This window comes from Pseudomonas syringae, from assembly GCF_001698815.1.
Classification (GTDB): Bacteria; Pseudomonadota; Gammaproteobacteria; order Pseudomonadales; family Pseudomonadaceae; genus Aquipseudomonas; species Aquipseudomonas syringae_A.
The window spans coordinates 13,756-35,068 of sequence record NZ_LGSI01000072.1 but is presented as its reverse complement, the minus strand read 5'-3'; the positions used below and the strand labels follow the sequence as shown (position 1 = coordinate 35,068).

Annotated in this window: 16 protein-coding genes and 1 pseudogene; 7 read left to right on the top strand and 10 right to left on the bottom strand. The window is 58.8% G+C overall.

The genetic code is table 11. The annotated features are described in order from the left end of the window. Window positions 1-769: 769 nt before the first annotated feature. Together AFK24_RS26995 and glyA are read left to right on the top strand one after the other, a co-directional pair. A pseudogene (locus AFK24_RS26995) lies at window positions 770-3,925 on the top strand (sensor domain-containing protein); the annotation flags it as partial. Between the two features lie 211 nt (window positions 3,926-4,136). Continuing rightward, entirely contained in the window at window positions 4,137-5,390 is a 1,254-nt protein-coding gene (glyA, locus tag AFK24_RS26990) for a serine hydroxymethyltransferase (RefSeq protein ID WP_065836157.1), read from the top strand. A 302-nt stretch (window positions 5,391-5,692) separates the two neighbouring features. Here glyA and yjiA read toward each other — a convergent pair whose 3' ends face one another. The 3 genes from yjiA to AFK24_RS26975 all read right to left on the bottom strand — a co-directional run bounded on the left by yjiA (window position 5,693) and on the right by AFK24_RS26975 (window position 9,051). After that, the gene (gene yjiA, locus AFK24_RS26985; protein WP_065836156.1) at window positions 5,693-6,670 is read right to left on the bottom strand and encodes a GTPase; all 978 of its coding nucleotides are present in this window, start codon (window positions 6,668-6,670) and stop codon (window positions 5,693-5,695) included. An 80-nt stretch (window positions 6,671-6,750) separates the two neighbouring features. Further along, window positions 6,751-6,948: a YbdD/YjiX family protein gene (locus AFK24_RS26980; RefSeq protein WP_065836155.1), complete on the bottom strand. Its 198-nt coding sequence runs from the start codon at window positions 6,946-6,948 to the stop codon at window positions 6,751-6,753. 27 nt (window positions 6,949-6,975) lie between these two features. Next, the gene (locus AFK24_RS26975) at window positions 6,976-9,051 is read right to left on the bottom strand and encodes a carbon starvation CstA family protein (RefSeq protein ID WP_065836154.1); all 2,076 of its coding nucleotides are present in this window, start codon (window positions 9,049-9,051) and stop codon (window positions 6,976-6,978) included. Between the two features lie 287 nt (window positions 9,052-9,338). Between AFK24_RS26975 and AFK24_RS26970 the strand changes: the two genes are divergently transcribed. After that, window positions 9,339-9,707, top strand: coding sequence for a PilZ domain-containing protein (locus AFK24_RS26970; protein WP_065836153.1), 369 nt, complete (start codon window positions 9,339-9,341; stop codon window positions 9,705-9,707). A gap of 132 nt (window positions 9,708-9,839) precedes the next feature. Here the strand turns inward: AFK24_RS26970 and radA are convergent, their stop codons facing one another. Beyond that, window positions 9,840-11,207 carry a DNA repair protein RadA gene (gene radA, locus AFK24_RS26965; RefSeq protein ID WP_065836152.1) on the bottom strand — a complete coding sequence of 456 codons (1,368 nt, stop codon included), beginning with the start codon at window positions 11,205-11,207 and terminating at the stop codon, window positions 9,840-9,842. Window positions 11,208-11,401: 194 nt separating this feature from the next. Between radA and mscL the strand changes: the two genes are divergently transcribed. Next, complete coding sequence (mscL, locus tag AFK24_RS26960) at window positions 11,402-11,848, top strand: large-conductance mechanosensitive channel protein MscL (protein ID WP_065836151.1); 447 nt, start codon at window positions 11,402-11,404, stop codon at window positions 11,846-11,848. A 252-nt stretch (window positions 11,849-12,100) separates the two neighbouring features. Here mscL and AFK24_RS26955 read toward each other — a convergent pair whose 3' ends face one another. Further along, window positions 12,101-12,877, bottom strand: coding sequence for a ferredoxin--NADP reductase (locus tag AFK24_RS26955; protein WP_065836150.1), 777 nt, complete (start codon window positions 12,875-12,877; stop codon window positions 12,101-12,103). A gap of 347 nt (window positions 12,878-13,224) precedes the next feature. Here AFK24_RS26955 and AFK24_RS26950 point away from each other — a divergent pair, with 347 nt between their 5' ends. Both AFK24_RS26950 and AFK24_RS26945 read left to right on the top strand, forming a co-directional pair. Beyond that, window positions 13,225-13,458, top strand: a complete 234-nt coding sequence (locus tag AFK24_RS26950; protein ID WP_065836149.1) for a helix-turn-helix domain-containing protein — start codon at window positions 13,225-13,227, stop codon at window positions 13,456-13,458. A gap of 120 nt (window positions 13,459-13,578) precedes the next feature. After that, window positions 13,579-14,703: a methyltransferase gene (locus AFK24_RS26945; RefSeq protein ID WP_065836148.1), complete on the top strand. Its 1,125-nt coding sequence runs from the start codon at window positions 13,579-13,581 to the stop codon at window positions 14,701-14,703. A 68-nt stretch (window positions 14,704-14,771) separates the two neighbouring features. Here AFK24_RS26945 and AFK24_RS26940 read toward each other — a convergent pair whose 3' ends face one another. The 3 genes from AFK24_RS26940 to AFK24_RS26930 are packed head-to-tail and all read right to left on the bottom strand — an operon-like array spanning window position 14,772 to window position 17,448. Then, entirely contained in the window at window positions 14,772-14,942 is a 171-nt protein-coding gene (locus AFK24_RS26940) for a DUF2474 domain-containing protein (RefSeq protein ID WP_065836147.1), read from the bottom strand. Between the two features lie 52 nt (window positions 14,943-14,994). Beyond that, window positions 14,995-16,002 carry a cytochrome d ubiquinol oxidase subunit II gene (gene cydB / locus AFK24_RS26935; protein WP_065836146.1) on the bottom strand — a complete coding sequence of 336 codons (1,008 nt, stop codon included), beginning with the start codon at window positions 16,000-16,002 and terminating at the stop codon, window positions 14,995-14,997. 3 nt (window positions 16,003-16,005) lie between these two features. Continuing rightward, the gene (locus AFK24_RS26930; RefSeq protein ID WP_065836145.1) at window positions 16,006-17,448 is read right to left on the bottom strand and encodes a cytochrome ubiquinol oxidase subunit I; all 1,443 of its coding nucleotides are present in this window, start codon (window positions 17,446-17,448) and stop codon (window positions 16,006-16,008) included. A 407-nt stretch (window positions 17,449-17,855) separates the two neighbouring features. Here AFK24_RS26930 and AFK24_RS26925 point away from each other — a divergent pair, with 407 nt between their 5' ends. Next, window positions 17,856-19,109: an MFS transporter gene (locus AFK24_RS26925; RefSeq protein WP_065836144.1), complete on the top strand. Its 1,254-nt coding sequence runs from the start codon at window positions 17,856-17,858 to the stop codon at window positions 19,107-19,109. Window positions 19,110-19,213: 104 nt separating this feature from the next. On the opposite strand, the gene AFK24_RS26920 is transcribed toward AFK24_RS26925, so the two are convergent. Both AFK24_RS26920 and AFK24_RS26915 read right to left on the bottom strand, forming a co-directional pair. Continuing rightward, window positions 19,214-20,122 (bottom strand): alpha/beta hydrolase, encoded by a 909-nt coding sequence (locus AFK24_RS26920; protein ID WP_065836220.1) that lies wholly within the window; start codon window positions 20,120-20,122, stop codon window positions 19,214-19,216. A gap of 229 nt (window positions 20,123-20,351) precedes the next feature. Next, window positions 20,352-21,293 (bottom strand): choline ABC transporter substrate-binding protein, encoded by a 942-nt coding sequence (locus AFK24_RS26915; protein ID WP_065836143.1) that lies wholly within the window; start codon window positions 21,291-21,293, stop codon window positions 20,352-20,354. Window positions 21,294-21,313: the final 20 nt, after the last annotated feature.

Below are 21,313 nucleotides of genomic sequence, written 5' to 3'. Positions count from 1 at the left end.
GTTGCCCCACCGATCGTGTGAAAACGTAATTGCAGGAGTTTTCACGCTGTCTGTTCAGTCCAGTAGTAGTCAGGATCAGAGCTTGTCCACACCAATTCACCCATATTCAACGCGTATGGCAGAAGGCGCGACCGTCACGCCTTTGCGCGGCTCATTGAAAGGTGCGCTGGCGGCTTTGGTGCTGCTGATGCTGGCGTTGTTGTTGTGGCAATTGATCGAGCAGTTCCAGCAGACTCAGGAGCGCCAGCGGCAACGCAGTCTCGATTACAGCGTGCAATTGGCTGACCGCCTGAGCCTGAACATGGCCCTGAGCGCCCAGGTCGGCCTCAATCTGCTGGCCGACAGCACGCAACTACCACAAGACTCGACCGGACTGACCGAGCTAGCAGCTCTGCGTCAGTCCCTGCCTTCGTTGCGCAATATTGCCTTGCTCGACGCCACCGGCAATGTAATCGCCGATAGCGTCGACAACCCTCAGGACGCCGATGTTCTGAAAAAGGCCATGCAACTGGCAGCGGGCCGACCTTATTACTACGACAACGCGCCCGATGGCTCAGTCATCTATCTGTTGGTGCGCAAGCCCGGCGACGCTCGGGAATACTGGGCGCTGCGGATGGCCCCGGATGCCTTGAAAGCGCTGGCTCGACAGACCGCTCAGGATTTCCAGCCGCTGTGGCGCCTGGAAAACAGCACCACCGAACGCATGTTGTTTCGTGATACCCCGCCAGATAACGAGCCGAGCCGCAGCAGCCTGGGGGATAACGAAACGGTGTTGCTCCAGCCGTTGACCAATAGCGATTGGCAATTGCGTGGCCTGTTTGACGCGCAAAAGGCACGCGAGCAACTGCTGCCGCCGTTGATCGGTAAGTGCCTGATCGGCCTTTTGTGTTCAATTCTGCCGCTGCTGGCATTGGTCAGCCTGCGTCGCCGCCAGCGCCAGTTGCACGAAAGTCGCCGCCGTTATCAGGAGATTTTCGAAGGCGCCGGTGTTGCCATCTGCGTGCTGGACATGTCCGGCCTGCCGGACCATCTGAATGCCTTGAAACTCAACACCCGCGACGATCTGGAAGGTTTGCTGCGGGCTCAGCCTGGCCAATTGAAGGCGCTGTTGCGGCAATTGCGCATCACCGAGGTCAATCAGGTCGCGCTGAGCCTGCTCAAGGTTGAATCCAGCCAGCAGGCCTGGGAGTACTTGATCGAAGGCTGTCCGCGCACGCGTCAGGGCATTGGCGAACAGGTGCTGCACGCGGTGTTGTCCAGGCAAAACCAGCTCGAACTGGAAATCCGCCTGACTCAGGATGACGGCGAAGACCAGCATCTATGGCTGGTTCTGCGCCTGCCGGAACATATTGACGACTTCCATGCAGTGATTCTCAGCATCGGCGACATTACCCGGCGCAAGCAGGTCGAGTTGTCATTGCAGGAACGCGAGAGTTTCTGGTCCGACGTGGTGCGCACCGTTCCGGATCATCTCTATGTTCAGGACGTGCTCAGCCAGCGAATGATCTACAGCAACCATCACCTGGGGCACACGCTGGGTTACAGCAGGACTGAGCTGCTGAGGATGGGCGAGTTTTTCTGGGAAATCCTGCTGCACCCCGATGACGCGCAGAGTTATCAGGATATGCGCCTGCGTCAGCGTCATCGAGGCCATAGCGAGTTGCTGCATTGCCTGCTGCGTTTTCGTGACTGCAACAACAAGTGGCGGCGCTTTGACATTCGCGAACAAGCGCTGGCCAGAGACAAGGACGATCAGGTCACCCGCATCATCGGCGTCGCCAAGGACGTGACTGAACAGCTGGAAGCGAGCGAATCCTTGCGTGACAGCGAACAACGCTATCGGATGCTCGCCGAAAGCATCAGCGATGTGATTTTCTCCACCGACAGCCAGCTGAACCCCAATTACGTAAGCCCATCGGTTAACACTGTCCTGGGCTACAGCGCCGAGTGGATTCTCGAAAACGGCTGGGACACGACATTCGCCAACCCTGCGCAACTGGCGGACATGTACGCGCTGCTGGCGCGCGTGAGCAAGGCGCTGGACCAGCCCGACGAATTGCAGAAGCTGCGCCTGGAAGTCCCCACCCAGCTGTTTCTGTTCGATTCCCTGCGAGCCGATGGCCGAAAGATCCCCATCGAGCTACGTCTGGTGTTGGTCTGGGACGAGCACGGTGTTTTCGAAGGCATCCTCGGCGTCGGACGCGATGTCAGTCAGCAGCGTCGGGCGGAAAAAGACCTGCGCATGGCGGCCACGGTGTTTGAACATTCCACATCCGCCATCATTATTACCGACCCGGCAGGCTATATCGTCCAGGCCAACGAAGCGTTCAGTCGAGTCAGCGGCTACAAAGTGGCGCAAGTGCTGGATCAGTTGCCGACCATGCTGACCGTTGACGAACACCAGGAAGCGCACCTGCGCTACATCGTCAAGCAATTGCATCAGCGGCGCAGCTGGGAAGGCGAAGTGTGGCTCAAGCGCCGCAGCGGCGAGCATTACCCGGCATGGGTTGGCATCAATGCGGTGCTCGACGATGAAGGCGATCTGGCCAGTTACGTGTGCTTCTTCAGCGACATCAGCGAGCGCAAGGCCAGCGAGCAACGCATCCATCGCCTGGCTTACTACGACGCACTGACTCACCTGCCCAACCGCACGCTGTTTCAGGATCGCCTGCATTCGGCCTTGCAACAGGCCGAACGGCAGCAGTCATGGGTCGTGCTGATGTTCCTCGATCTTGACCGTTTCAAACCGATCAACGACTCCCTCGGCCATGCCGCTGGCGACCGGATGCTCCAGGAAATGGCCACGCGCCTGCTGGCCTGCGTTGCCGATGACGACACTGTGGCGCGCATGGGTGGCGACGAATTCACCTTGCTGTTGCAACCCGGTGCCACTCGCCAACTGGCCTTGAACCGCGCAATCAACGTCGCCGAAAAAATCCTGACCAGTCTGGTCACGCCGTTTGTGCTCGAAGGCCGCGAGTTCTTCGTCACCGCCAGTATCGGCATCGCGCTCAGCCCACAGGATGGCAATGAGCTCAGCCAGTTGATGAAAAACGCCGACACGGCGATGTATCACGCCAAAGAGCGCGGCAAAAACAACTTCCAGTTCTATCAGGCCGACATGAACGCCTCGGCGCTGGAACGCCTGGAACTGGAAAGCGACCTGCGCCACGCTCTGGAACAGAAAGAATTCACCCTCTACTATCAACCGCAGTTCAGCGGTGACGGCAAACGCCTGACCGGCGCCGAAGCCCTGTTGCGCTGGCGCCATCCCCGCCGTGGACTGGTATCGCCCAACGAATTCATCCCCGTGCTGGAAGAACTCGGGCTGGTGGTGGAAGTCGGGGATTGGGTATTGGCCGAAGCCTGTCGCCAGCTCAAGGCGTGGCATGTGGCCAAAGTCCGCGTGCCCAAAGTTTCGGTGAACATCTCCGCCCGGCAATTCTCCGACGGTCAGCTTGGCACGCGGATCGCCAATATCCTCAAGGAATCCGGACTGCCACCCGCTTGTCTGGAGCTGGAACTGACTGAAAGTATCCTGATGCGTGAAGTCAGCGAAGCCATGCAGATTCTTGACGGCCTCAAATGCCTGGGTCTGAGCATCGCTGTCGATGACTTCGGCACTGGTTACTCATCGCTGAACTACCTCAAGCAATTCCCCATCGACGTGCTGAAAATCGACCGCACCTTCGTCGACGGCCTGCCCTCAGGTGAACAGGACGCCCAGATTGCACGGGCGATCATTGCCATGGCCCACAGCCTGAATCTGGCGGTCATCGCCGAAGGCGTCGAGACTCACGAGCAGCTGGAGTTCTTGCGCGAGCATGGCTGTGATGAAGTCCAGGGCTACCTGTTCGGCCGCCCAATGCCGCCAGGCCGCTTCGAAGCGCAATTCAGCAATGATGCGTTGTTCATGCTCGACTGATCTGTTGGAGCGAGGCTTGCCCGCGAATCAATGTTTCAGTCGATATTTTCATCACCCAAATTGACGCATTCGCGGGCAAGCCTCGCTCCAACGGGTGTAAGCCGCGCTGCGTGAAAACCGCTTGTCCACGACATGACTCCCTTTCATATGCCAGATAAAAGCCGATGGGGTAGAATGCCCTCCTTTTCTGCCCCGATCCTTGAGGACCGCCATGTTCAGCCGTGATTTGACTCTCGCCAAGTACGACTCCGATCTCTTTGCCGCAATGGAGCAAGAAGCTCAGCGCCAGGAAGAGCACATCGAGCTGATTGCCTCGGAAAACTACACCAGTCCAGCGGTCATGGAAGCTCAGGGCTCGGTCCTGACCAACAAGTACGCCGAAGGCTATCCAGGCAAGCGCTACTACGGCGGCTGCGAATTCGTCGACGTGGTTGAGCAACTGGCCATCGATCGCGCCAAAGAGCTGTTCGGCGCCGATTACGCCAACGTTCAGCCCCACGCTGGCTCCCAGGCCAACAGCGCGGTTTACCTGGCACTGCTGCAAGGCGGCGACACCATTCTGGGCATGAGCCTGGCTCACGGCGGTCACCTGACTCATGGCGCCAGCGTCAGCTCGTCGGGAAAACTGTACAACGCTGTGCAGTACGGCATCGACGGCAACGGCATGATCGATTACGACGAAGTCGAGCGCCTGGCCGTTGAACACAAGCCGAAAATGATCGTGGCCGGTTTCTCTGCCTACTCGCAGATCCTCGACTTCCCACGCTTCCGCGCCATCGCTGACAAAGTCGGCGCGTACCTGTTCGTCGACATGGCTCACGTGGCCGGTCTGGTTGCCGCGGGCGTTTACCCAAACCCGGTGCCTTTCGCTGACGTCGTGACCACCACCACGCACAAGACCCTGCGCGGTCCACGTGGCGGCCTGATCCTGGCTCGCGCCAACGCCGAAATCGAGAAAAAGCTGAATTCGGCCGTTTTCCCGGGCGCACAAGGCGGCCCGCTGGAGCACGTTATCGCGGCCAAGGCCGTTTGCTTCAAGGAAGCGCTGCAGCCTGAGTTCAAGACTTACCAGCAACAAGTGGTGAAAAACGCCAAGGCCATGGCGGGCGTGTTCATTGAACGCGGCTTTGACGTGGTTTCCGGCGGTACTGAAAACCACCTGTTCCTGCTGTCGCTGATCAAACAGGACATTTCCGGTAAAGACGCCGACGCTGCCCTGGGTCGCGCGTTCATTACCGTGAACAAGAACTCCGTACCGAACGATCCACGTTCTCCGTTCGTGACCTCGGGCCTGCGTTTCGGCACCCCGGCGGTGACCACTCGTGGCTTCAAGGAAGCAGAGTGCAAGGAACTGGCTGGCTGGATCTGCGACATCCTGGCTGACCTGAACAACGAAGCCGTGATCGACGCAGTACGCGAAAAAGTAAAAACTATCTGCGCCAAACTGCCGGTATACGGCGCTTAATCAGCGCGTTTTCGGCACCAACAAAAAGCCCGGCTCTAGAGCCGGGCTTTTTGTTTCCTTGAGCCCTGAAACCGGATTGCTGGGTTGTGTATGGCTCGGCAGGATCAGACTTTTCCGGAAAGTGTCGGGTCTGCCGAGCAAGTCTTCTGCGCTTACTCTGGCCTCTTCGGGGACAAGTCCCCTCCTACAAGGCTGTGTGTTGCTCGGTAGGACCGGACTTGTCCGGGAAGGCGGCTTTGAGTCAGCTGGAGAACCTTCGCCAGCGCTGACCTCTTCACGAATAAATTCGCCCTCACAGGTCGTTACTCGGTGATTTTCGCAAACCCCGCCCGAATCTTCTCCTCCGGCAACTCATCGGCAATGAACACGATCACGCTTTCGCGCTTTTCGTCTTCGGCCCATTCGGTATCCCAGTCGAAGCCATAGAGTTTCAGCACACCCTGAAACACCATGCGCCGCGGTTCGTCGACGATGCTCAGCACGCCTTTGTAGCGCAACAGTTGCGAGCCGTGCTCTTCCAGCAGCTCGTTCATGAACTCGCTGAGCTTGTCGAGATCCAGCGGTTGGTCGCTGCGCAGCACCAGGCTGCTGATCCGGTCGACGGAATGACCGGCGGGCGCCACCGGCCGCAAACTCATACCGCCGCCCAGGTCGGCGTTGAGGTTGAAGCCACGTACGTCCAGCAGTTCAGCCAGATCGATCTTGCCGTGCTCGACGATGCGAATCGGCGCGCGTCGGTTGATGCGCGTCAGCCGCGCGCTGAGGGCCTCGAATGCCGCGTCATCCACCAGATCGCGTTTGCTGACCAGCAAACGATCGGCAAAGCCGATCTGCGCCTGAGCGATGGTTTGCGCCAGATGGGTATCGGCGTTCGCCGCGTCGACCAAGGTGATGATCCCGTCGAGGATGTAGCGCTCGCGCAGTTCTTCATCAATGAAGAAGGTTTGCGCCACCGGAGCTGGATCAGCCAGCCCGGTGCACTCGATCACCAGCCGATCAAAGGCGATTTCACCGCTGTCCAGGCGCTCCAGCAGCAGGAACAACGCTTTGGTCAGGTCGGTGTGAATGGTGCAGCACACGCAGCCGTTGGACAGAGTCATGACTTGCACCGGCTCCGCACCCAACAATTGGGTATCGATGCCAGCATCACTGAATTCGTTCTCGATCACGGCGATTTTCAGGCCGTGCTCGGCCTTGAGCAGATGGCGCAGCAACGTGGTCTTGCCCGCACCGAGAAAACCGCTGAGGACGGTGACGGGAATGGGTTGTGCGATGGTCATGGGTGCTCCTGTAAAAATAAAAAAACGCGCCACGACAAGCGTGGCGCGTTGGTCAAGCTAGCCTGCGGTTGATCAGCCGATCAGCAGCATTTGGGCCCACCCTTGCCGCCGTATCGGGCTTCCTGGCGCTCCCGGAAGAACGCCTCGTAATCCATCACCGGCTTGTCGGGGTGTTTGACCTGCATATGCGCGACGTAGGTGTCGTAGTCGGGCATGCCCACCATCAGGCGTGCGGCCTGACCGAGGTATTTCCCGAGACGACTCAGGTCATTGAACATAAGCAGATCCTCTTTTCAGCTGGCTCTTCACACTTGGGTCGGCGTGGTCAGGGCGTGGAATGGAGCTTCCTTGTCGGTACGCTCCTTCTTGCCCCAAGCCGCAATGCCGATTTTCAACGCGTAGAACAGAATGCTGAACACCACGAACAGGAACAAGATGGTCAGCGTTGCGTTGGTGTAAGCGTTGAAGATCACATGCTGCATCTGGTCCATGGTCTTGGCCGGAGCCAGGATCTGACCGGCGTCAGCGGCAGTGCTGTATTTCTTGGCCAGGGCCAGGAAGCCGACCGCCGGGTTGGCGTCGAACAGTTTGATGAAGCCCGCCGTCACGGTGCAGATCAGCAGCCAGGTGGCTGGCAACATGGTCACCCAGACATAACGTTGACGCTGCATTTTGATCAGGACGACCGTCGCCAGCATCAGCGCGATCCCGGCCAGCATCTGGTTGGAGATACCGAACAGCGGCCACAGAGTGTTGATCCCACCCAGCGGATCGATCACGCCTTGATACAGCAAGTAGCCCCACAGCGCGACGCAACCACCGGTGCCGATGGCGTTGGCGGTCCAGGACTCGGTGCGTTTCAGGGCTGGCACGAAGCTGCCGAGCAAGTCTTGCAGCATGAAACGCCCGGCTCGCGTACCGGCATCAACCGCCGTCAGGATAAACAGCGCCTCAAACAGGATCGCGAAGTGGTACCAGAAAGCCATGGTGCTGGTGCCCGGCAACGCCTGGTGCAGGATCTGCGCGATACCGACCGCCAGAGTCGGCGCACCGCCAGCACGAGCCAGCACGGTGTTCTCGCCGATGTCCTTGGCCACTGCGGTCAGTTGATCAGGCGTGATGGCAAAGCCCCAGCTGGTCACGGTCTGCGCAACGGTCACGACGTCAGCGCCGACGATGGCCGCCGGGCTGTTCATGGCGAAGTACACACCCGGCTCGATCACCGAAGCGGCAACCATTGCCATGATGGCCACGAAGGACTCCATCAACATGCCGCCGTAACCGATGTAACGGGCGTTGGTTTCGTTATCCAGCAGTTTCGGCGTGGTGCCCGACGAGATCAGTGCGTGGAAACCCGAAACCGCGCCACAGGCGATGGTGATGAACAGGAACGGGAACAGCGCCCCTTTCCAGACCGGACCGGTACCGTCGGTGAACTGGGTCAGCGCAGGCATTTTCAGCTCTGGCGCGAGGATCAGAATGCCGATTGCCAGGGCAACGATGGTGCCGATTTTCAGGAAAGTTGAAAGGTAGTCACGCGGCGCCAGCAGCAGCCAGACCGGCAGCATGGCCGCTACGAAACCGTAGCCCACCAGCATCCAGGTGATCTGCACACCGGTGAAGGTGAACATCGGTGCCCACTCGGGACTCGCGGCAATCTGCCCACCGGCCCAGATCGACAGCAGCAGCAACACCACGCCGATGACCGAGATTTCCCCGATACGACCCGGACGGATGTAGCGCATGTAAATGCCCATGAACATCGCCGTCGGGATGGTCGCCAGCACCGTGAACATGCCCCATGGACTTTCGGCCAGGGCTTTCACGACGATCAGCGCCAGCACCGCAAGGATGATGATCATGATCAGGAAGCAGCCGAACAAGGCAATGGTGCCGGGAATGCGGCCCATTTCCTCGCGAACCATGTCGCCCAGCGAGCGACCGTTACGGCGTGTGGAGAGGAACAGGATCATGAAATCCTGCACCGCACCGGCCAGCACCACGCCAGCAATCAGCCACAGCGTGCCGGGCAGATAGCCCATTTGCGCCGCCAGAACCGGTCCGACCAGCGGACCTGCGCCAGCGATGGCAGCAAAGTGGTGACCGAAAAGAATGTGTTTGTTGGTCGGCACATAGTCCAGACCGTCATTGTTGACCACTGCAGGAGTTGCCCGCAGCGGATCGAGTTGCATCACGTGCGTAGCGATAAACAGACTGTAATAGCGATACGCAACCAGATAGATGGCAACCGCTGCCACCACGATCCATAACGCGTTGATTGCTTCTCCGCGGCGCAAGGCCACGACCCCAAGGGCACAGGCCCCGATAATTGCAACGATCAGCCAAGGCACATGGCGCATGAGGCTATTATTATTTTTCATTTTTTTATTCCAGCAGAATGACTAGAAGACCAACGATGCGAGTTTAGCTCTGTCGCTGTGAAAGGCCACCCCCCACGAAGGTATACAGCGTAAAAGAATTTACCGATGCAGTCCGTCAGAAAAGTCCGATTGAAACAAGCACAATTCGCACAGGAACTTCGCCTGATAAATATACAGTTGAGAACTGTTCGGCAACTCTGAACAGGTCTATCGTCCTGAGATGCGGCGCTGCTGACGCGCGTCGATCCGCTGACGTATAGTCACTCGATTACAAGAGAACTGACCAGATGACCGACTCCCAGACAGACCGCCGACGTTTCAAGCGCATTGCCTTCGACGCAAAGACCGAATTGCGCCAGGGTGACAAACTCTGGCAAGTGCAGTTGGTCGACCTGTCGCTCAAAGGTCTGCTCATCCAGCGTCCCGCCGCGTGGCTGGCCGACACCGCCAAGCCATTTTCGGTAGATATCCGCTTGAGCGGCGAGGCTCAGGTGCAGATGGATGTCCAACTGACCCATGACGATCATCAGCAACTGGGGTTTGTCTGCCTGCACATCGGCCTGGAGTCGATCAGCCATCTACGCCGCCTGATCGAGCTGAACCTGGCTGATCACGATGAGCTCGACCGCGAACTGGCGGCGCTGATTGCGGTCTGAATCCAACAATCATTGTAGGAGGGGACTTGTCCCCGAACGCGATGGCTTCAGACGAAGGTTAATCTGATACTGATGTCGATCTGAAGGACGCCTTCGGGGACAAGTCCCCTCCTACCTGCGTGCTGTTAGCCTTCACTCAAACAACGCATCCAACGCCTGTTCCAGCCGCGTCACGCCAATGATTTGCAACCCTGGCGGTGATTCCTTCGGCGCATTCGCCTTGGGCACGATGGCGCGTTTGAAGCCGTGTTTGGCCGCTTCTTTCAAGCGCTCCTGGCCGCTGGGCACCGGACGCACTTCGCCAGACAGCCCGACTTCGCCGAACACCAGCAAATCGTGAGGCAGCGGACGATTGCGCAAGCTGGACATCACGGCGGCCATCAAGGCCAGGTCGGATGCTGTTTCCAGCACTTTGACGCCGCCGACCACATTGAGGAAAACATCCTGATCGTGCGTAGGAATCCCGCCATGGCGATGCAGGACCGCCAGCAGCATGGCAAGGCGATTCTGATCCAGCCCGAGGGTGACCCGGCGTGGATTGGCCAAATGGCTGTCATCCACCAGCGCCTGCACTTCAACCAGCATCGGCCGCGTGCCTTCCCACGTCGCCATCACCACGCTGCCTGGAACTTCTTCCTGGGCGCGCGTGAGAAAGATCGCTGACGGGTTGGAGACTTCTTTCAGGCCTTTGTCAGTCATGCCGAACACGCCCAGCTCGTTGACCGCGCCGAAACGGTTCTTCACCGCGCGCAGCAGACGCAGGCGCCCATCGGATTCGCCTTCGAAGTACAACACCGTATCAACCATGTGTTCGAGGACGCGCGGACCGGCCAGCGCGCCTTCCTTGGTGACGTGGCCCACCAGGAAAATCGCCGTGCCACTTTGCTTGGCATAACGCACCAGCAACGCGGCGCTTTCACGCACCTGGGAAACGCCGCCAGGCGCGGATTGCAGTTGCTCGGTAAAAATCGTCTGGATGGAGTCGATGACCATGACTTTCGGCTTTTCGACCTTCGCCGTAGCGATGATGCTTTCGATGCAGGTTTCGGTCATGACCTTGAGCTTGTCCTGAGGCAAGCCCAGACGACGGGCACGCATTGCGACCTGCTGCTGCGATTCTTCGCCTGTGACATACAGCGCCGGCATGCGCTCGGCGATAGCGCACAGGGTTTGCAGCAAAATGGTGGATTTACCGATGCCCGGATCGCCGCCAATCAAGACCACGGAGCCATCGACCAGACCGCCGCCGAGTACGCGGTCCAGCTCGGTGGAATTGGTCGAAAAGCGTGGAATTTCCTCGACGCTGACTTCTGCCAGAGTGCGGATCTGCGCTTGCTGGCCGGTCCAGCTGGAACGGCCACTGGGCGGCGCTGCCGAACCGCTTTCCAGAACGGTTTCAACCAGTGTGTTCCAGGCACCGCATTCGCTGCATTGACCGGCCCACTTGGGAAAGGTCGCACCGCACTCAGTGCAACCGTACATGCGTTTGGCCTTGGCCATGACAACCCCATTCGTAAAAGTCGGCAATCATAACGCAGGTTGCCGCAACTGCGTTCCAGAGCCTCTATTGCCTATGTTTTTGAGTGTTTCGATAAAACTTCCGCGCCAGAGCCCGGTCGATTGCAGGTAAAGCGCGTTGTGCGGAGCTGAATTACACTGCATTGACCAAACTCATCTGTAACAAGGAATGACCCATGAGCGTACTTAGCGAGTTCAAAGCCTTTGCCGTCAAAGGTAACGTGGTCGATATGGCCGTCGGTATCATCATTGGTGCGGCATTCGGCAAGATCGTTTCGTCGTTCGTCGGCGATGTAATCATGCCGCCTCTCGGGCTGCTGATTGGCGGCGTGGACTTCAGCGACCTTGCAGTCGTTCTGCGAGCTGGAGAAGGTAATACACCTGCGGTGATGCTGGCCTACGGCAAATTCATCCAGACCGTGATCGATTTCATCATTGTGGCGTTTGCCATTTTCATGGGCGTGAAGGCGATCAACCGCCTGAAACGCGAAGAGGCCAAGGCTCCGACCCTGCCGCCTACGCCAAGCAAGGAAGAAATCCTGCTGGGTGAAATTCGTGATCTGCTGAAAGAGCAAAACAAACCTGCGGCGCCGATCACTGTTGATCCGTTGCGTCCGGTTTGATTTGACGCAAGAACTGTAGAACCGGATTTATCCGGGAGAGCGGCATTCGATGCGCCAGATTCGCATCGAATGTACCGCCCTCTTCGCGTCGGCCCGTTGGAGCGAGGCCTGCCCGCGAAGAACGATAACGCGGTATGTCTGGTCCATTGAGGCGCCTGATTCGCGGGCAAGCCTCGCTCCAACGGAACCTACGCGACCTACGCGATCGCCTTGCGAATCAATTCCCACCCGTTGATAGAACGCACCTGGACTTCACCAATACGTTTCCACCGCAACCTGCCCCGGCCGCCGACTCAGGCTCAGCTGCATGTCGCGCTCCTTGAGCAGGGCGCGGGTGTCTTCGACCATTTGCGGGTTACCGCACAGCATCACTCTTGAGTGCTCGGCATCCATGTCCAGCGCGGCAGCCTTCTCCAGATCGCCGCTTTCCAGCAGGTGAGTAATCCGCCCGTGCAACATGCCAGGTGGATGTTCGCGGGTCACGAGAGGCAGGAACAGGAATTTGTCGGCATATTCAGCCAGGTAATCGCGCTCGGTCAGGGTTGCAATCAGCTCCTGATACGCCAGCTCTTTGGCCTCGCGCACGCTGTAGACCAGAATGATTCGTTCAAATTTTTCCCACACCTCGAAATCCTGCAGGATCGACAGAAAGGGGGCGATGCCGGTGCCGGTGGATAAAAGCCACAAGTCACGGCCATCGACAAAACGATCCAGCGTCAGATAACCGAATGCCTGTTTTTCGATCAGCAACGAATCGCCTTCGCGCAGCCGGCTGAGCTCGCTGGTGAACTCGCCGTCTGGCACGACGATGGAGAAGAACTCCAGGAACTCGTCATGAGGCGACGAAACCATCGAGTAGGCACGCCACACAACACTGCCGTCAGCCTTGGTGACACCCAGGCGTGCGAACTGCCCAGCCCGGAAGCGGAAGCCCGCATCGCGCGTGGTGCGCAGGGTAAACAGGCTGGGGGTGAGTGGCGTCACATTCAGCAGGGTTTGCCGAGTGAATTTGTCTGCACTGGCGGTCATGGTCAACCTGCAAGCAAGAAAAGAAGGTGATCAGTGTCCCGCAAAGCCTTGCAGATAAACACCACCGGTTTGTAGTGGTATCCCTTCAGGCCGCCAAACAAGCTGAAGTTTTAGAATCTTTCACTCTTGCGGCTATCGCGAGACGGTCCGCATCCGGACTTGAATTTGGCGTAACCGCAGTGACACGCAGCTCCCGCCGGTGTAAATCTTTACACCGGCGGGAGCAGGCCATAAATGCCAGCATCCATCCGTCCACAAGCCTTTCAGCGCCAAATTTCCCTCGATGTTTTTTCCTACACTTGGAGTCTCGACGCATGGAATGAGTGAAAGGCAGCACGGAGGCGAGAATGGATAGAAGTTCAGTCAGCTCATTGCAGGGTGTGTCTGACAAGCACCTGACTCCACGAGAAATAGAAATTCTGCGATGGTCCGCCGAGGGCAAGACGGCGGCAGATATCGCCATCATCCTCAGCATGAAAGAACGAACCGTACACTTCCACGTGGCAAACGCTGTGCAAAAAATGGGCGCGTGCAACAAAATCTCGGCGGTGGTGCAGGCTGCGCTAAGCGGCATGTTCTGAGCAAAGGACAAACGACAGAGTGCCAAGCAGCAAAAAGCACGTAAAATCACCGTCTTCTGCGAGCCCGCGCACCATGGGCTTATGTGACAACACGTTGATTGCCCCTGAGTTTGCCTGCCCATGCCCCTGCTTATCACACCCTTTGCCCAGCTCGATCTGATACGCCAACCGGAACAGCAAGATGAGCCATTGCAGGCGTTTGACGCTGCCGATGAATACTTGCTCAATCACGTGGCCGAGCATGGCGTGACATTGCAGAGCCGGGTGCTGGTGCTCAACGACAGCTTCGGCGCACTGGCGGTTAGCCTCGCGCAACATGCAACGGTCATCAGCAGCACGGATTCGTTCCTGGCCGCTCACGGCCTGGAAAAGAATCTGATCCGCAACAACATGGCTTACGACTCGGTGCCGATGATTCCGGCGAGCGAGCCGCTGCAGGGACCATTTGACTGGGTGCTGATCCGGGTGCCGAAAACCCTCGCGCTGCTGGAAGAACAGCTTATCCGCCTGCAAGGCCAGCTGGCGCCGGGCGCGCGGGTCGTGGCTGCGGCCATGGTCAAGCATCTGCCACGGGCCGCCGGAGAGTTGCTTGAGCAATATGTCGGCCCGGTGACCGCCTCACTGGCAGTCAAGAAAGCACGGTTGCTGTTTGCCACGCCGCAACCCGGCGAATTCCAGCCTTCGCCCTACCCGACCACCTATAAGCTTGATGATCCCGCCATCGAACTGGCCAACCACGCCAACGTCTTCTGCCGCGAAGGCCTGGACATCGGCACGCGCGCATTTTTGCCGTATCTGCCGAAAAACCTCGGCTCAGCGCGAGTCGCCGATCTGGGTTGTGGCAATGGCGTACTGGCGATTGCCAGCGCGCTGGCTAATCCGCAAGCCCATTACACGCTGGTGGACGAGTCGTTCATGGCCGTGCAGTCGGCTGCGCAGAACTGGAAAACGGCAATGGGCGAGCGCGAAGCAGTCATCCGCGCCGATGACGGGCTCGCCAGCCAGGAACCCGATTCCCTCGACGTGGTGCTGTGCAACCCGCCCTTTCACCAGCAACAGGTGGTCGGCGATTTCCTCGCCTGGCGCATGTTTCAACAGGCCCGCTCGGCGCTGGTCGTCGGGGGCGCGCTGTATGTGGTCGGCAACCGCCATCTGGGCTATCACAGCAAGCTGGCGCGACTGTTTCGCGGTGTCGAGCAAGTGGCTGCCACGCCGAAGTTCGTGATTCTCAAAGTCCGCAAATAAAGCAAAAAAAACCCTCCAGACGGAGGGTTATAAAAGCCGCGCCCAGTGAGCGCGGGATGGGATTCGTGTCAATGCGTGCGCATACCTGCGGCGGTCATGAACATCCGCAGCAGGTAGGCGACGATATACAGGGCGAACACACTGCCCGCCCAGATACCGATCAACCAGGCCACGCGCTGCCAGAGCGGCTTTTTCAGGGCCGGGTCCTGGTCGTCATGAAAAGATTCTTTGCCAGACATCGCCAATCTCCTCTATCAATGGCTCCGACGCTGAGCGCCGGAGGCCTGTCTGCTAGTGATAGCCATCTTCCTGGGTGACCTTGCCGCGGAACACGTAGTAGCTCCAGAAGGTGTAACCCAGGATGAACGGGATGATGAACAGCGTCCCGACCAGCATGAAACCCTGGCTCTGCGGTGGCGAAGCGGCGTCCCAGATGGAAATCGAGGGCGGCACGATGTTCGGCCACAAGCTGATACCCAAGCCGCTGTAGCCGAGGAAAATCAGCACCAGCGTCAGCAGGAACGGCGTGTAGTTCGCATTGCGGGCCACTGCCTTGAACAGACCGTACATCGTCACCAGCACCAGAATCGGTACTGGCAGGAACCAGAACAGATTCGGCAGGGTAAACCAGCGATTGGCGATGTCCGGGTGGGCCAGCGGCGTCCAGAGACTGACAATGCCGATCACGGCCAGAACCGCAAAGGCCAACGGACGAGCCAGATCATGCATCGCCTTTTGCAACGCGCCTTCGGTCTTCATGATCAGCCAGGTACAGCCCAGCAGCGCATAGGCAACAATCAACGCCACGCCGCAGAACATCGTGAACGGTGTGAGCCAGTCCAGTGAACCGCCAGCGAATTGCCGGTTGACCACCGGGAAGCCATCAATAAACGCCCCCAGCGCGACCCCCTGGAAGAACGTGGCCGTCAGCGAGCCGCCAATAAAGGCCTTGTCCCACAAGTGACGCTTGGCGGCGGTGGCCTTGAAACGGAACTCGAAGGCAACGCCGCGGAAAATCAGCCCGATCAGCATCAGGATCAATGGCAGATAAAGCGCCGACAACACCACCGAGTAAGCCAGCGGGAATGCGCCGAACAAACCCGCGCCCCCAAGGACCAGCCAGGTTTCGTTGCCGTCCCAGACGGGCGCGACGGTGTTCATCATCACATCGCGATCGTGCTCTTCCTTCATGAACGGGAAGAGGATACCGATGCCAAGGTCAAAGCCGTCCATCACGACATACATCATGATGCCGAAGATGATGATGACGGCCCAAATCAGCGGAAGATCAATACCCATGGCTTAATGCTCCTTGCTCAGGCTGTCTTGATTGACGTGGTCTTCGGCGCCTTCTTCAGCGGCGGAGAGCGGACGAGCCGGAGTACGTTTCTGACCAGGGCCGCCGTGTTTGGGCGTATCGCCTTCGTTGACCACCGGACCTTTGCGCACCAGACGCATCATGTAGCCAAGGCCGGTACCAAACAGCAGGAAATACACCACGACAAACAGCACCAGAGTAAAAGTCATCTGCTCGATGCTGTGCCCGGACGAGGCGTCCTTGGTACGCATCAGGCCGTAGACGACCCAAGGCTGACGACCGACTTCGGTGGTGATCCAGCCCGCCAGAATCGCAATCAGGCCCGACGGCCCCATCCACAGCGCCAGATACAGGAACGGACGGGATTTGTAGAGCGCGTCACGCTTGCGCAGCCAAAGACTCCACAGTCCGGTGAAAATCATCAGGAAGCCGAGGCCGACCATTACCCGGAACGACCAGAACACAATGGTCGAATTTGGCCGGTCTTCAGGCTTGAATTCCTTGAGCGCCGGGACTTGCTTGTCCAGACTGTGGGTCAGGATCAGGCTGCCCAGATACGGGATTTCCACGGCAAAGTCAGTTGTTTCAGTTTTCATGTTCGGCAGGCCGAACAGGATCAACGGCGTCGGCTCGTCACCGACGTTTTCCCAGTGACCTTCAATCGCGGCAATTTTCGCCGGCTGATGTTCAAGGGTATTCAGACCATGGAAGTCGCCGATCACGGCCTGCACCGGCGCGACCAGCAGCGCCATCCACATGGCCATGGAAAGCATCTTGCGTATGGGCGGCGTGTCGCGACCACGCAGCAGATGCCAGGCCGCCGACGAACCCACGAAGAATGCCGTTGCCACGAACGCTGCCACAGACATGTGCGCCAGGCGGTAAGGGAACGATGGATTGAACACCACGGCGAACCAGTCGGTAGGGATCACCCGGCCGTCGACGATTTCAAAGCCCTGCGGGGTCTGCATCCAGCTATTGGAAGACAGAATCCAGAAGGTCGAAATCAAGGTGCCGATAGCCACCATGACCGTCGAGAAGAAGTGCAGGTTGCGACCGACCCGATTCCAGCCGAACAACATGACGCCGAGGAAGCCTGCTTCGAGGAAGAACGCTGTCAGCACCTCGTAGGTCAGCAGCGGACCGGTGACAGCCCCCGCGAAATCCGAAAACCGGCTCCAGTTGGTGCCGAACTGATACGCCATGACCAACCCGGAAACCACACCCATACCGAAGTTGACGGCAAAGATCTTCGACCAGAAATGGTACAGGTCACGGTAGACATCTTCACGGGTCTTCAGCCACAGCCCTTCGAGCACAGCCAGGTAACTTGCCAGACCAATGGTGATGGCAGGAAACAGAATGTGGAACGAAATGGTGAACGCGAACTGAATTCGGGCGAGATCAATTGCCTCCAAACCGAACATAGGTCTTCCTCTTCAGGTTATACAGCTGGTGACTTGAGGCCATCAGCGACTGCCCCCACAAATATGGAGCACGGCAGGGTGGAATTGTTCTGTGTTGTTTCCGGCATGGGGGATCTGTTGGTTGCGCCGACACACGATTGCTTTACGCGCATTGACGCAGGTCAACCAACGATCAAAGAGTAGACCTATTTGAACGCGTGCTCTGTGTGGTCTTTTGTCGCGTGACGTCTTGCCTCACCCCGCAAAGGCCCGCCCAGCCTGGCCTTCGGAGTTTTCTGACATCGAACTGGAATTTGTAACCGGCGCGTCTACCGCAAAAAAACCCGGCAGCATCGGCCTTAGTTTCACGCAATGCATTGTTACAAAGTGATAATCTCGGCCATCCCCCCGCCAGGCCGCTGTAGCTCATGCCGACTCAAGCCCCCGTTCTGTTGCGCAATCATCGTCCGTTCGTCGCTTTCTGGTTCGCCCGTATCTTCACCGCCAGTGGTTTTCAGATGCTGACGGTGGCCATTGGCTGGAATCTTTATCAGCTGACCGGCAACGTCCTGGACCTGGGTCTGATCGGGCTCGTGGAGTTCGCGCCCCGCGTGCTGTTCATGTTGCACACCGGTCACGTTGCGGATCGGTACGATCGACGCAAGATCGCCGCGCTATGCCAGACCGCCCAGGCATTAATCGCTCTGGCGCTGTTCATCGGCAGCACCACGAACAGTGTGACGCGGGAGATGATCTTCATTCTGGCGTTTGCCCTCGGCGCGTCCCGTTCCTTTGAAATGCCTGCGACCCAAGCGCTGCTGCCGAGCATCGTACCCAGTTCGCTGTTTCCACGGGCGGTAGCGTCGGCGCAGTCAGCACAGCAAACCGCGACCATCGTCGCGCCAGCGCTGGGCGGTTTTCTTTATGCATTCGGCAGCAGTTGGGTCTACGGCCCGACCGTGCTGCTGTATGTGATTGCCTGCGTGTTGATGCTAAGCCTGCCCGCTCGCCAGATGGCGCTGAACAAGGGCAAGGCAACGTTCGATTCGCTGATGGCCGGGATTCGCTTTATCCGCAGCCGCCCGGACGTGCTCGGCGCGATTTCCCTGGACCTTTTTGCGGTCCTGCTCGGCGGCGCGACTGCGCTGTTGCCGGTATTCGCCAGCGATATCCTGCTGACCGGTCCTTGGGGGCTTGGGCTGTTGCGGTCGGCGCCGGCAGTGGGCGCGTTGGGCATGTCGTTGTGGCTCGCGCACTTCAACGTCGAGCGTAATGTCGGACGCGTGATGTTCACCGCCGTGGGTGTGTTTGGCGTGGCGACTATCGCGTTCGGCTTGTCGACGTCGTTCTGGTTTTCCCTGGCGGTTCTGGTCGTGCTGGGCGCTGCGGACATGATCAGCATGGTGATCCGCGCCTCTTTCGTGCAACTGGAAACCCCGGATGAAATGCGCGGCCGCGTCAGCGCGGTCAACGGGCTGTTCATTGGCGCATCCAATCAGCTGGGGGAGTTCGAATCCGGCTTGACCGCGCATTGGCTGGGTACCGTTCCGGCAGTAGTGCTGGGCGGCGTCGGCACCCTGGCGGTGACCGGAATCTGGATCAAACTGTTCCCGACCCTGGCCAATCGCGACCGGATGCGGGATGTAGTGGAAGAAGCGGAAGTACAGAAAGCGCCTGTTTAACTTAACGGCCCGTTGGAGCGAGGCTTGCCCGCGAACCGGTTTTTCAGTCGATATTTTCATCGACCGAATTGACGCATTCGCGGGCAAGCCTCGCTCCAACGGGGTCAGGTATTTTTGGCAATAATCCGCAACGCCTCCACTACCCGCCGATACAACTCATCAGCCTCCTGCGCCTGTCCCTTGGCCCGCAGACAGCCATGGACCAATCCCTTGCCCGGATAAAAGCTCGTGGCAACGCCCGCTTCGCGTAGCTTCTGCTCATAAACCGTGCCGTCATCACGCAGCGGATCGAACTGCGCGACGGCAACAAACGCCGGGGCGAGCTGGCTGAAGTCCTGCGCCAGCAAGGGCCAGGCATAAGGCGACTGCATGTGCTCAGGTTTGGCCGCATAAAGCGCCTGATAACAGTCGATATCCACGCTGCTCAACAGCGGCGCATCGGCACATTCACTGCGCGACGGCAAATCCGCTGCGCCGCCCAAGGCCGGGTAAATCAACACTTGGGCGCGAGGTTGAGGCTGCCCCGCGTCGCGCAACGCCAGGCACAACGCAGCCGCCAAGGTCGCCCCCGCGCTATCTCCGGCAACCGCGACCTTTAGCGGATTGATGCGCAGCCACTCCGCTTGCGCCTGAATGCCATGCCAGACCGCCACACAATCTTCGAATGCCGCCGGAAACGGATGCTCCGGCGCCAGGCGATAGTCCACGGCGATCACCACACAGCCCAGATCAAGGGCGAGATCGGTGCAGATGAAGTCGTGGGAATCCAGATCGCCCACCACCCAACCGCCGCCATGCAGGTACAGCACGCAATCGGCAGCGGCGTCAGGGGAAAGACTGTCCGGCCGATAACTGCGGACGGCCACATCAGCCAGTTCGAAATCCGTAACGGCAAGTCCCGCACGACGCGCCGGGGTAAATGCCCGGCACATCGTCGAATACGCAATGCGTTGCTTGCGCATATCCGGGGCGGAGGAGCTGAAGGACTGGGTTCTCGCGACGAACCCGGCCATTTCGGCAGATAGAGGGTAATGGGTGGTCACAAAAACTCCGTTTGGGTTTGTGTGTGGGAGCTCACGAGCAGCGCGAGGCAGCGATAGCCATCTGTCCGACACACCGCTTCGCGGCCGTCGTAACCTCCGAACGCTCCCACTTGTGTGGGAGCGAGCTTGCTCGCGATTCGTTCTGCCATTATTTTTCGACTGATATGACGCTATCGCGGGCAAGCCCCGCTCCAACAGATTATTTCCCGATTGCGGCAACAACCGCTGGCGCTGCGTCCTTGCCATCGAAGGTTGTCACGCCGGCCAGCCAGCGTTGCAAATCTTCCGGGTGATCTTTAAGCCATTGCTTGGCGACGTCATCCGGCGCCTTGCGGTCCATGATCGGCACCATCATCTGGCTTTCCTGAGCCGCAGTGAACGTCAGATTGGTCAGCAATTTGCTGACGTTCGGGCAACGCTGGGCGTAGTCCGGAGCGGTTACGACGGAAACGGTCGCGGCGCCTTCTTTCGGGCCGAAGACATCTTCGCTGCCGGTCAGGTAATCGATTTTCATGTTGATGTTCATTGGATGCGGAGTCCAGCCGACAAACACCACCCATTCGTTGCGTTTGACCGCGCGCTGTACCGCCGCAAGCATCCCGGCTTCTCCGGATTCCACCAACTGGAAGCCACCAAGGCCAAACTGGTTCTTGGCGATCATGTCCTTGATGTTGGTGTTGGCGCCGGTGCCTGGCTCGATGCCGTAGATCTTGCCGCCCAGTTTGTCCTTGAATTTGGCAATATCGCCAAATGTCTTGAGTCCGCCTGCCGCCACATAATCCGGCACTGCCAGGGTCGCTTGAGCGTCGCTCATGCTGGGTTTATCGAGCACCTTGACCTGATTGGCCGCCAGGAACGGGGCGATGTTCTTGTCCATTGCCGGTTTCCAGTAGCCGAGGAAGATATCCAGACGCCCGTCGCGCAGGCCACCGAAGACAATCTGCTGCGCCGCGCTGGTCTGCTTGACGTCATAACCCATGTTTTGCAGCAAGACCTGGGCAACCGCGCTGGTGGCGATCACGTCGGTCCAGTTGACCACGCCCATGCGTACGTTCTGGCACGCAGCGGGTTCGGCAGCCAGCAACGCTGTACTGCTCAGCATCAATACACCGCAACTGATATGACGAATTAGTTTCTTCATGCGTGCTCCCTCGGGTCGGC

What these genes read in the sequence shown, in the direction of transcription:
- cydB (WP_065836146.1), bottom strand. Translation starts at nt 16,002, where the DNA reads ATGGGTATTGATCTTCCGCTGATTTGGGCCGTCATCATCATCTTCGGC.
- radA (WP_065836152.1), bottom strand. Translation starts at nt 11,207, where the DNA reads ATGGCCAAGGCCAAACGCATGTACGGTTGCACTGAGTGCGGTGCGACC.
- glyA (WP_065836157.1), top strand. Translation starts at nt 4,137, where the DNA reads ATGTTCAGCCGTGATTTGACTCTCGCCAAGTACGACTCCGATCTCTTT.
- AFK24_RS26950 (WP_065836149.1), top strand. Translation starts at nt 13,225, where the DNA reads ATGGATAGAAGTTCAGTCAGCTCATTGCAGGGTGTGTCTGACAAGCAC.
- AFK24_RS26915 (WP_065836143.1), bottom strand. Translation starts at nt 21,293, where the DNA reads ATGAAGAAACTAATTCGTCATATCAGTTGCGGTGTATTGATGCTGAGC.
- AFK24_RS26925 (WP_065836144.1), top strand. Translation starts at nt 17,856, where the DNA reads ATGCCGACTCAAGCCCCCGTTCTGTTGCGCAATCATCGTCCGTTCGTC.
- AFK24_RS26940 (WP_065836147.1), bottom strand. Translation starts at nt 14,942, where the DNA reads ATGTCTGGCAAAGAATCTTTTCATGACGACCAGGACCCGGCCCTGAAA.
- AFK24_RS26970 (WP_065836153.1), top strand. Translation starts at nt 9,339, where the DNA reads ATGACCGACTCCCAGACAGACCGCCGACGTTTCAAGCGCATTGCCTTC.
- yjiA (WP_065836156.1), bottom strand. Translation starts at nt 6,670, where the DNA reads ATGACCATCGCACAACCCATTCCCGTCACCGTCCTCAGCGGTTTTCTC.
- AFK24_RS26945 (WP_065836148.1), top strand. Translation starts at nt 13,579, where the DNA reads ATGCCCCTGCTTATCACACCCTTTGCCCAGCTCGATCTGATACGCCAA.
- mscL (WP_065836151.1), top strand. Translation starts at nt 11,402, where the DNA reads ATGAGCGTACTTAGCGAGTTCAAAGCCTTTGCCGTCAAAGGTAACGTG.
- AFK24_RS26975 (WP_065836154.1), bottom strand. Translation starts at nt 9,051, where the DNA reads ATGAAAAATAATAATAGCCTCATGCGCCATGTGCCTTGGCTGATCGTT.
- AFK24_RS26930 (WP_065836145.1), bottom strand. Translation starts at nt 17,448, where the DNA reads ATGTTCGGTTTGGAGGCAATTGATCTCGCCCGAATTCAGTTCGCGTTC.
- AFK24_RS26980 (WP_065836155.1), bottom strand. Translation starts at nt 6,948, where the DNA reads ATGTTCAATGACCTGAGTCGTCTCGGGAAATACCTCGGTCAGGCCGCA.
- AFK24_RS26955 (WP_065836150.1), bottom strand. Translation starts at nt 12,877, where the DNA reads ATGACCGCCAGTGCAGACAAATTCACTCGGCAAACCCTGCTGAATGTG.
- AFK24_RS26920 (WP_065836220.1), bottom strand. Translation starts at nt 20,122, where the DNA reads ATGGCCGGGTTCGTCGCGAGAACCCAGTCCTTCAGCTCCTCCGCCCCG.